This is a genomic window from Bradyrhizobium pachyrhizi (genome assembly GCF_001189245.1).
GTDB lineage: Bacteria > Pseudomonadota > Alphaproteobacteria > Rhizobiales > Xanthobacteraceae > Bradyrhizobium > Bradyrhizobium pachyrhizi.
Genome location: NZ_LFIQ01000024.1, coordinates 245,595 through 255,335, shown reverse-complemented (window position 1 = coordinate 255,335; position 9,741 = coordinate 245,595). Strand labels below are relative to the sequence as shown.

Here is a 9,741-nt window from a genome sequence, read left to right as displayed (position 1 = left end):
TGCAGACCAAGCCGACATAACAGTTGCCGGGTCGCGCTGCGCTTGCCCGGGACGACCCTGAGTCTGTGGTACGCGATCCTCAATAACACCGCGACGCGACGAACGCGTGGACGCGGTTGTCGCCGAGCACATGGGCCATGAAGCCGGGCGATCCGAAAATCCGTGTGAACGCGGCATCGCGGATGCTCAAGCCCCCGGTGTAGGCGCCGAACGCCGGCATCACCGCGCGCTCGCCGTCACTGGCGAAGCAGCGGCGCTCGATCGCGCGGCCGCGGGTCGGCACCCGCGCCTTGGGGTGCAGGTGCCCGGCGATCTCGCCGGCTGCGCCGGTCGGCTCATGGCGGAACACGATCGGACCGATCGCGACTTCGGTCGCAACCACGCCGCCGAGATCGGACGGCAGCGCCGGATCGTGATTGCCCGAGATCCAGATCCAGTTGCGCCGTAGCTGCAACGCCGCGAGCGCCTCGCGGTCCGGATCCGACAGGCGCGCATGGGCGTCGCGATCGTGAAAGCTGTCGCCGAGCGCGATCACCTGCCGCGGATCGTGCCGCGCGATGACAGCGGCAAGCCGGCTCAGCGTCGCCACCGTGTCGTAAGGCGGCAACAGCACGCCGCGGCTGGCGAAGCTCGAGCCTTTCTCCAGATGCAGGTCGGACACCACGAGCAGGCGCTGTGCTTCCCAGAACAGCGCGCCGGAGAAATCCGCCACGAATCCGACATCCGACACCGTGACCCTCGAAACGCGCATGTCGTCACCGTCTCGCAAAACCTGCGCGCTTGCCGTCACGTCCTGTTCCCCAGAGTATCAGCGTTACGTCGTCGCCTCCCGCACGAGTTCCTCGGCCGCCTCGGCCAGGAGCTCGTCGGATGCTTCGCAATAAACTGACTCGCGGCCGATTTCCAGCAGCGCGGGGACGGCAAGCGGAGAAACGTGGTCGAGGTCCTTGTGGGTGATTCGGCCGTGGATGCGCGAAAGCATGTCGCTGAGGCGGCGAAGATCGAGCAATCCCGTGGCGGCGTCGCCGCGCGCGGCGCGCAGCAGCACGTGATCGGCCTGGTGCTTGCGCAGCACGTCGTAGATCAGGTCGGTCGAGAACAGCACCTGGCGGCGCGACTTCTCCTCGTCGGTGAAGCGGCGCGCGATCAAGCCGGAGATGATGGCGCAGTTGCGGAAGGTCCGCTTCATCAGCGCGGATTCCGCAAGCCACGCCTCGAGGTCGTCGCCGAGCATGTCGGGATCGAACAGCGCGTTGAGATCGAGCTTGCCGTGGCGGATCATGAAGGAGAGATCGCCGACGCCCCAGACCGCGAGCGCATATTCGTTGGCGACGAAGCCGAGCGGACGGGCGCGGGCGCGCTCCAGCCGGCGCGTCAGCAGCATGCCGAGCGTCTGATGCGCGAGCCGGCCCTCGAAGGGGTAGCAGACCAGATAATGGCTGCCGCCGCGCGGAAAGGTCTCGACCAGTAGCTCGCGCACCGCCGGGACACGCGAGAATTTTCGCTGCAGCGACAGCCAGTCGTGCACCTGGTCTGGCAATCCGTTCCAAGCGCGGCTGTTGTCCAGCAGCTTGCGGACGCGTTCGGCGAGATAGGTCGACAGCGGGAACTTGCCGCCCATATAGGACGGCACTTTTGCATCTTTATCATTGGCACGGGAGACATAGACCTGGTCTTCAACCAGGGCCTCGTAGCGCACCACCTCGCCGCCAAAGACAAACGTGTCGCCGGGCACGAGGCCCTCGATGAAGACCTCCTCGATCTCGCCCAGCATCCGGCCGCCGCGGGCGATCGCGCCGGTCGATCCGCTACTTTTTCCTTGGCCGCCGGCGCGCGAGCGCACCAGCCGCACCTTGAGCATGGTCTCTTCGACGATGGTGCCGACGTTGAGGCGATAGCTCTGCCGCACCTTCGGATTGGTGACGCGCCAGCGGCCCTGCTTATCCTGCTTGATGCGCGCGAAACGCTCATAGGTCTTCAGCGCGTAGCCGCCGGTGGCGACGAAGTCGACCACATCGTCGAAATCGGTGCGTGCGAGCGATGCATAGGGCGCGGCGGTCCTGACCTCATCATAGAGTTCATCGGACAGAAACGGCTTGCCGCAGGCGCAGCCGAGCACGTGCTGGGCCAACACGTCGAGCGCGCCCGAGCGCAGCGGCGGCGTGTCCTGCGCATTCTCGGCGATCGCGTCGATCGCGACACGGCACTCCAGCACCTCGAAGCGGTTGGCCGGCACCAGCACCGCGCGCGAGGCCTCGTCGAAGCGGTGGTTGGCGCGGCCGATCCGCTGCATCAGCCGCGACGAACCTTTCGGCGCGCCGATATTGATGACGAGGTCGACATCGCCCCAGTCGACGCCGAGATCGAGCGAAGAGGTGCAGACCACGCCGCGCAGCTTTCCGGCGGCCATCGCGTCCTCGACCTTGCGGCGCTGCGCGACGTCGAGCGAGCCGTGATGCAGCGCGATCGCAAGGCCATCGTCGTTCATGCGCCAGAGATCCTGGAACAGCATCTCGGCCTGGCTGCGGGTGTTGACGAACACCAGCGTGGTCCTGTTGCGCTTGATCAGCTCGTAGACCTCGGGCAGCGCGTGGCGCGCGCTGTGGCCGGACCAGGGCAGGCGTTCCCGCGTGTCGAGCATCTCGACCACCGGCGGCGCGGCGCCGCCGGCGGTGACGACGTCAGCGGACGCGTTCTCGCCACCGGGCTGCGGCACCAGGAAGCGCGCGAGCTGCTCCGGCTCGGCGACCGTCGCCGAGAGACCAATGGCGCGGAGCTGCGGCGCGATGGTCCAGAGCCGCGCAAGTCCGAGCGACAGCAGATCGCCGCGCTTGGAGGTGACGAGCGCATGCAGCTCGTCGAGCACGATGCGCTTCAGCGAGGAAAACAGATAGGGCGCGTCATCGGATGCCAGCAGCAGCGCCAGCTGCTCCGGCGTGGTGAGCAGGATGTCGGGCGGATAGCGCCGCTGCCGCTGCCGCCGCGACACCGGCGTGTCGCCGGTGCGGGTCTCGATCCTGATCGGCAGCCCCATCTCGGCGACTGGCGTCTCCAGATTGCGCGCGATATCGACCGCGAGCGCTTTCAGCGGTGAGATGTAAAGCGTGTGCAGCCCGCCGCTGCGGCGAACGCCACGGCCGGTGGAGATAAGGGCTGGGCGAACTGCCCTCGATTCAATTTCGTCGCTTGCGAGATCGTCGGGCTCCCTCCCCCTGAAACGGGGAGGGTTGGGGTGGGGGTCAGGCGCTTGCTCCGTGCCTGTGGCTGACCTCCACCCGTCGCGCTCGGCCGCGCTATCGCGCGCCGGAGCGCGCCGCCCCGCCCCTTTCAGGGGGAGGTGAGCAGAAGCACCGCGGTCGAATCCTTCTCCACTCAACTCCACCAGTGTCGGCAAGAACCCCGCCAGCGTCTTGCCCGCCCCAGTGGGCGCGATCAGCAGCGCGGAGCGTTGCTCGCGCGCTTTCGCCAGCAGCGCGAGCTGATGCTCGCGCGGCGACCAGCCGCGTGAGGCAAACCAGTCGCGAAACCGGCGCGGCAGGAGATCGGCCGTTTCCGACGGCGGAACGGAGAAGAGATCGAGCGTCGACACGCCCAAGAGGTAGGTGGTTCAGGCGGCTTCGTCGAGGGCGGACGGAACTGGCGGCAGGTGGCAAGGGGCCGGCGACAGGACGCTTCGACTCCCTCTCCCCGTCCTTCACGGGGAGAGGGTTGGGGTGAGGGGCTGCTTCCGCGAGCGGCGAGTGCCGTGAGACCTGTGCCCCCTCACCCGGATCGCATCTCACGATGCGATCCGACCTCTCCCCGCAAGCGGGGCCGAGGTCAAGGAACAACGTGCTCCCACCGCTACTCCGTCATCGGCTGGCCGGAGAGGTCCCAATCCTTGCCGTTGAAGATCGAGACATAGAGCGTCTTCATCGGCGTGTAGTCGTCGGGCGTATAGCTGTAATTGATGCCTTCAAGGAAATAGGGCGAGTGGAAACCGGCGAGCGTGGTGGCGTGCTTCAGCACGTTGGCGCGGGTCAAATCGTCGCCGCAGCGGTGCAGGATTTCGCCCATCGTTGCCGCCTGCCCGTAGCCGGCGAAGGCGATGGTGTTGTCGGGGTCGATGTTCGGCAGGTACTTCTTGCGCAGCTCCTCGAACGCGATCACGTCCGGATCCTTCTCGTAGCGCGGCACGCCGACTTCCTTGTTGTAGCGGATCGCGACGATGTCCTTGGCGTTCTCGAGGCCCGCGGCGCTCAGGATCGAACGGCCGGTCGAGCCCGCCGACAGCAATTGCAGCGGCTTCCAGCCGAGCTCGGTCACCTTGCGGATCGACTGAGACGTCGCCTTGCCGGTGGTGATGTTGTAGAAGACGTCGGCGCCCGACTTCGAGAGATTGATGAGCTGCGAATCGACCGTCGGATCGGTGAGATCATAGGTCTGCTCCATGATCACCTGTGCCTTGCCGCCGGCATCGGCCAGCACCTTCTTGAACGGCCCGAGGAAGTCGCGGCCGAAATCATCGTTCTGGTAGAGGATGCCGACCTTGGCGTTCGGCTTCACGCTGACGACGTGCTTGGCGAGGATGCGCGCCTCGGTCGGATAGAGCGGCAGGCCGGCCATGGTCCATTTGAAATTCTTCGGGTCGTTCCACTTCGAGGCGCCGGTGTTGAGCAACAGTTGCGGCACGCCCTTGGAATTGAGGTATTTATGCACGGAGGTCTGCGGCGCGGTGCCGAGCGAGCCATACAGCGCCAGCACCTCCTCCTGCTCGACCAGACGGCGTGTCGCCTCGACGCATTTCGGCGCGCTGTAGGCATCGTCCATGGTGAGGAATTTCACCTTGCGGCCGTTGATGCCGCCCTTGTCGTTCAGCATCTGGAAATAGGCTTCGCCGACGCGGCCGAGCACACCATAGAGCGAGCCGGGGCCGGAATGCGGAACGGTCTGGCCGAGCTTGATCTCGGTGTCGCTGGCACCCGGATCGTACTTCTTGTCGGCGGCACGGACGAAAGGCGCGGGCAGCACGGACGCGGCGATCACAGACAATGCAGTGGCGCCGAACTCGCGCCGTGTATGTTTTTTCATTATTTCTCTCCCTGAGGCGAAAAGCTCTCGCATTCCGCTTTGCGCCGGGCAAGCGCGAAGTCATGACTTTGCGGCGCAATGCCGCGTCACGGCAAATGCGTAGCGTGTAGACTCAAGTTTGAGTGTGAGGCGGCGCTCTCTTCCCTTCTCCCTTGTGGGAGAGGGTGCGTTAAGGCTTGACCGCGACGGCGACGAGTCCGGGTGCCGGGATATTGTCTTCATTGCGCGCCGAGAGATCGTCGAGCTGGGCCAGCGTCAGCCCCGCGGCAGCGACAGAGTCGCGCACGTAAGCTGCACTGTGGGCGTAGCGCAGTCCCTCGCCGATGATGACGCCTTCGCCGTCATGGGTCTCGGCCGTGAAGGCGAGCACGCCGCCCGCCACCAGCACACGGCTGGCCTCGGCGAGCACGGGCGCGAGATCGGCGACATAGACCATTGCATCGGCGGCCAGGATCAATTCGGCGCTGGCCTCGCGCTTGGCCGAAACGGCCTTCAACATGTCGTCGACCTCAAGCTCGGCATAAAGGCCGGTTGCGCGCGCCTTGTCGATCATGCGCGGCGACAGGTCGATGCCGATGAAGCGATCGACATGCCGGGCGAATGCACCGGCTGCCAGCCCGGTGCCGCAGCCGAGATCGATCGCGCGCTTGAAGAAGACCGGTTTCTTTGCGCCCGCACGCACCGACAGCACCGCCTTGAACAGCAGCGCCGGGCCGCGATAGCCGAGATCGCCGACCAGCGCGGCCTCGAAGCGCGGCGCATATTGATCGAACAGCGTCTGCACATAGCCCGGCGGCATCGAACTGACGGCCTCGACGCCGAGCTGCATCAGGTGAAGGCCGGCGCCATGCCGGTCTTCGGGATCGGCATCGCGCGCGCCGCGGAACGCTGCGATCGCGGCCTCGCGCTGGCCGAGCTCCAGGCGGATCTTGCCCAGCGTGTACCAGGCCGACGGGAATTTCGGCACAAGCTCGATCGCCTGTTCGAGCAGCTCGGCGGCAGCCGGCAGATCGCCCTTCAATTGCAGGTCGCGCGCGAACTCGTAGCGGCGGTCGGCGACGAGGTCGCCGGAGGACAGAAACAGGCGGAGGGCCATTCGCTTTAAGGAACCAATCTCGGCCGGGTCCGGCCATCCATCAAAGCACGGACTTTTTCCGGAGATGGATGCACGGGTCAAGCCTGCGGATCCGGCTAAACATCGCGGATCGAGCGCCTATATAGGGACGATGCGCCCGCAAGACATCCTGATGCCCGTCCCGGCCGGGCTTTGCTGCAAGCCCGGCGGCTTCCACATCGATCCTGTCAGGCCGGTCGAACGGGCACTGATCACCCATGGGCATTCCGACCATGCGCGGGCGGGTCACGGCGCCGTGCTCGCGACCCAGGAAACGCTCGACATGATGCGGCTGCGCTATGGCGAGAATTTCGCCGGCTCGGTGCAGGCGATCGCCTACGGCGAGGAGATCAGGCTCGGCGACGTCACGGTGACGTTTCATCCCGCCGGTCACGTATTGGGCTCCGCCCAGATTTCCGTGACCTGCAAGGACACCCGCATCGTCGCCTCCGGCGACTACAAGGATGCGCGCGACCCGACCTGCGCGCCGTTCGAGCTGGTGCCCTGCGACGTCTTCATATCAGAGGCGACATTTGGATTGCCGGTGTTCCGCCATGGCGATGCCGCCGGCGAAGTGAACAAGCTGCTGGCGTCGGTCAAATTGTTCCCGGAGCGCGCGCATCTGGTCGGCGCCTATTCGCTCGGCAAGGCGCAGCGCGTGATCGCGCTGCTGCGCGAAGCCGGCTACGACGCGCCGATCTACCTGCATGGCGCGATGGAGAAGATCACTTACTACTATCAGGAGCGCGGCATTCCGCTCGGCGAGCTCCGGCCCGCGCGCGGCATGAAGAAGGCCGAGCTGGCCGGCACCATCACGCTGGCGCCGCCGAGCGCGACATCCGATGTCTGGACGCGCCGTTTCCCCGATCCGGTCACCGCATTCGCCTCGGGCTGGATGCGCGTGCGCGCCCGGGCCCGGCAGGGCGGCGTCGAGCTGCCGCTGGTGATCTCGGATCATGCGGACTGGGACGGGCTGACGGCGACGATCGCGGCGACCGGCGCCGGCGAGATTTGGGTCACCCACGGTCAGGAAGATGCGCTGGTGCATTGGTGCAAGATCAAAGGCCTTGCCGCGCGGCCGCTCGATCTGGTCGGCTATGGCGATGAGGACGAAGGCGAGACGGCCGCACTGACCGGCGAGGCCAAGCCCGCTGGCGAAGCCGAGTCCGCCGGCGAGGCAGAAACATGAACCGCTTCGCCGAGCTGCTCGACCGCCTCGCCTACGAGCCCGGCCGCAACAACAAGATCAAGCTGCTGGTCGCCTATTTCCGCGAGACCGAGGACCCCGACCGCGGCTACGCGCTGGCGGCGCTGACCGGCGCGCTGTCGTTCAAGCACGCCAAGCCCGGCCTGATCCGCGACCTGATCACCGAGCGCACCGACCCGGTGCTGTTCGGCTACTCCTATGATTACGTCGGCGACCTCTCGGAGACGGTCGCGCTGATGTGGCCGAAATCTTCTCCTTCTCCCGCTTGCGGGGGAGGGTCGGGGTGGGGGTCTCTCCACACGGTCGACAAGCAGAGACAGCCCCCACCCGGATCGCCCGACCGCGCTGACGCGCAGCCGAACGATCCGACCTCCCCCGCAAGCGGGAGAGGTGAAGAAAGCTTGCCCCCCGATACCCGACACAACAACCCGCCTCCTCCAACCCTGACTGACGTCGTCACCACGTTGCGCACGCTCGGCAAGGCCGAGTTGCCGGCACAGCTGGCGCGCTGGCTGGACGAGCTCGACGAGACCGGGCGCTGGGCGCTCTTGAAGCTCGTCACCGGCGCGATGCGGATCGGGATCTCGGCGCGGCTGGCGAAGACCGCGGCGGCGGCGCTCGGCGACAAAGACCCGCACGAGATCGAGCTGATGTGGCCCGGCCTGTCGCCGCCCTATCTCGACCTGTTCGCCTGGCTCGAGGGCCGCGGCGACAAACCGGTCAACCGCGACCCTGCGCCGTTCCGCCCGGTGATGCTGGCGCACGCGATCGAGGATAGCGATTTCGTCAATCTCGACGCCGCCGATTTCAGCGCGGAATGGAAATGGGACGGCATCCGGGTGCAGGCGGTGTCCGGCCGCGACGCGCGAGGCCATGTCCAGGCGCGGCTCTATTCGCGCACCGGCGAGGACATCACCGGCAGCTTTCCGGATCTCGTGCCGTCGCTGCATCTGCCCGGCGCGATCGACGGCGAATTGCTGGTGCTGCGCGACGGCCGCGTGCAGACCTTCAACGTGTTGCAGCAGCGGCTGAACCGCAAAGTCGTTTCGCCGAAGCTGATCAAGGAGTTTCCGATCTACCTGCGCGCCTACGACCTGCTCGGCGACGACGAGAACGACTTGCGGGAGCTGCCCTTCACCGAACGCCGCGCGCATCTCGAAGCCTTCGTCGCCAGGCTGAATGATCCGCGCATCGATCTGTCGCCAACCATCCCGTTCGCGAGCTGGGACGAGCTGGCCGCGGCGCGCGCCGATCCCAAGAGCGCCGGCGCCGGCGACGATGCCGACGCGGTCGAAGGCGTGATGCTGAAGCGGCGCGACGCGCCCTATCTGCCCGGACGGCCGAAGGGCCCGTGGTGGAAGTGGAAACGCGATCCACACATCATCGACGCCGTGCTGATGTATGCCCAGCGCGGCCACGGCAAGCGCTCGTCCTATTACTCCGACTATACGTTCGGGGTCTGGACCCATGGCGAGGCCGGCGACGAGCTGGTGCCGGTCGGCAAGGCCTATTTCGGCTTCACCGACGAGGAGCTGTTGCAGATCGACCGCTTCGTCCGCCGCAACACCACCGAGAAGTTCGGCCCGGTGCGCCATGTCGTGCATGAGCCGGATCAGGGGCTGGTGCTGGAGGTCGCCTTCGAGGGATTGCAGCGCTCGCCGCGTCACAAATCCGGCGTCGCAATGCGCTTCCCCCGGATCAGCCGCCTGCGCTGGGACAAGCCGCCGCGCGAAGCCGACCGGCTGGAGACGCTTGAACGGATGTTAATCTCCATGACAGGAAGTTAAATCCCAAGCGTGCATGGCAGCCATTGATCGCGGTGCGCGGGTTTCCCATGTGCACCGCCGTGACCTATAATGCGGGCGATTCCGCGGGAGAGAGCAATGCCAAACGACATCCGGGACTTGCCGGCCGGCCGCAGTGACGGCCTGTACCGCTTTCTCGGCGGATCGCCGCTCTCTGTGGCGTTCCGGTTGATTCTGCTGTCGATTTTGGTTGGTGTCGTGCTCGCCGCGATCGGCCTCGATCCGTGGAACATCCTCAACAGCATCCGCAGGCTGTTCCAGAGCATCTGGGATTTCGGCTTCGACGCGATCAACTGGGCCTGGCGCTACTTCCTGCTCGGCGCCGTCATCGTGATTCCGATCTGGCTGTTGTCGCGGCTGTTCGGCGCGCCGCGCGGCCGCTGATCCCAAGGAGGGTTCGCAGCCGATGCAATTGCGATTTGTCGGCTGCGGCGATGCATTCGGTTCCGGCGGCCGCTTCAACACCTGTTTCCACGTCAGCGGTGCACGCACCAATCTCCTGATCGATTGCGGCGCCTCGTCGCTGCCGGCGATGAAGCGGCTCG

At 66.3% G+C, this 9,741-nt stretch carries 7 protein-coding genes and 1 pseudogene; 4 read left to right on the top strand and 4 right to left on the bottom strand.

What is annotated here, in order from left to right:
* Positions 1-79: 79 nt before the first annotated feature.
* From pdeM to AKL29_RS02010, 4 genes are all read right to left on the bottom strand, one after another.
* Positions 80-751: a ligase-associated DNA damage response endonuclease PdeM gene (gene pdeM / locus AKL29_RS02025; protein WP_050382692.1), complete on the bottom strand. Its 672-nt coding sequence runs from the start codon at positions 749-751 to the stop codon at positions 80-82.
* Positions 752-814: 63 nt separating this feature from the next.
* Positions 815-3,589: a ligase-associated DNA damage response DEXH box helicase gene (locus AKL29_RS02020; RefSeq protein WP_050382723.1), complete on the bottom strand. Its 2,775-nt coding sequence runs from the start codon at positions 3,587-3,589 to the stop codon at positions 815-817.
* Positions 3,590-3,843: 254 nt separating this feature from the next.
* Positions 3,844-5,070, bottom strand: coding sequence for an ABC transporter substrate-binding protein (locus AKL29_RS02015; RefSeq protein ID WP_050382690.1), 1,227 nt, complete (start codon positions 5,068-5,070; stop codon positions 3,844-3,846).
* A gap of 169 nt (positions 5,071-5,239) precedes the next feature.
* A complete protein-coding gene (locus AKL29_RS02010; RefSeq protein WP_050382688.1) occupies positions 5,240-6,166 on the bottom strand; it encodes a class I SAM-dependent DNA methyltransferase in 927 nt (308 codons plus the stop codon).
* A 130-nt stretch (positions 6,167-6,296) separates the two neighbouring features.
* On the opposite strand from AKL29_RS02010, the gene AKL29_RS02005 reads away from it, so the two are divergent.
* From AKL29_RS02005 to AKL29_RS44180, 4 genes and pseudogenes are all read left to right on the top strand, one after another.
* Positions 6,297-7,373: a ligase-associated DNA damage response exonuclease gene (locus AKL29_RS02005; protein ID WP_050382686.1), complete on the top strand. Its 1,077-nt coding sequence runs from the start codon at positions 6,297-6,299 to the stop codon at positions 7,371-7,373.
* A complete protein-coding gene (locus AKL29_RS02000) occupies positions 7,370-9,178 on the top strand; it encodes a cisplatin damage response ATP-dependent DNA ligase (RefSeq protein WP_050382684.1) in 1,809 nt (602 codons plus the stop codon). The genes AKL29_RS02005 and AKL29_RS02000 overlap by 4 nt, the downstream gene beginning before the upstream one ends.
* Before the next feature lie 96 nt (positions 9,179-9,274).
* Entirely contained in the window at positions 9,275-9,580 is a 306-nt protein-coding gene (locus AKL29_RS01995; RefSeq protein ID WP_028334595.1) for a DUF6460 domain-containing protein, read from the top strand.
* 22 nt (positions 9,581-9,602) lie between these two features.
* Positions 9,603-9,741: pseudogene (locus tag AKL29_RS44180) on the top strand (MBL fold metallo-hydrolase); the annotation flags it as partial.